The following is a 581-nucleotide window of genomic DNA, read 5'->3' as shown; positions in this document are numbered from 1 at the left end:
CTGGTGCAGGTGTCGGTTAACGATCTGATTATGATTTTTGCCTTTGCCCCTATTGCTGCTTTCCTGCTCGGCGTATCCGATATTCAGGTGCCGTGGCAGACCCTGCTGATCTCGGTGCTGTTGTATGTGGTGCTGCCCCTGGTGGCCGGGGTACTGACCCGTAAGTTGTTATCGGCCGATCGTCATACCGAGCGCCTGACGCACTTTATGGCGGCGATAAAACCCTTCTCCATTCTTGGTCTGATCAGTACGGTGGTGATTCTGTTTGCCTTGCAGGCGCAGACCATTGTCGCCAAGCCTTTTGATATTCTGCTGATTGCCATTCCGCTGATGCTACAGACTTACGGCATCTTTTTTATTGCCTATTTTATCGCCCGCAGAATGCGTCTGGCGCATAACATTGCCGCGCCTGCGTGCATGATCGGCACCAGTAATTTCTTTGAGCTGGCGGTTGCGGTGGCCATCTCGCTGTTTGGACTGCATTCCGGTGCGGCGCTGGCGACGGTGGTGGGCGTGCTGGTAGAAGTACCGGTGATGTTATCGCTGGTGGCCTTTGCCAATAAAACCCGTCACTGGTTTCC

General features: G+C 54.2%; 1 protein-coding gene. It reads left to right on the top strand.

Going from position 1 to position 581, the window contains the following annotated elements:
• The coding region (locus B3P58_RS03205) for an arsenic resistance protein (protein WP_286716053.1) at nucleotides 1-581 on the top strand (581 nt) is incomplete at both ends.

This window comes from Thalassolituus sp. UBA2009 (genome assembly GCF_002335285.1).
GTDB lineage: Bacteria > Pseudomonadota > Gammaproteobacteria > Pseudomonadales > Oceanobacteraceae > Venatoribacter > Venatoribacter alkanivorans.
This window is presented reverse-complemented; position numbering and strand designations above follow the sequence as displayed.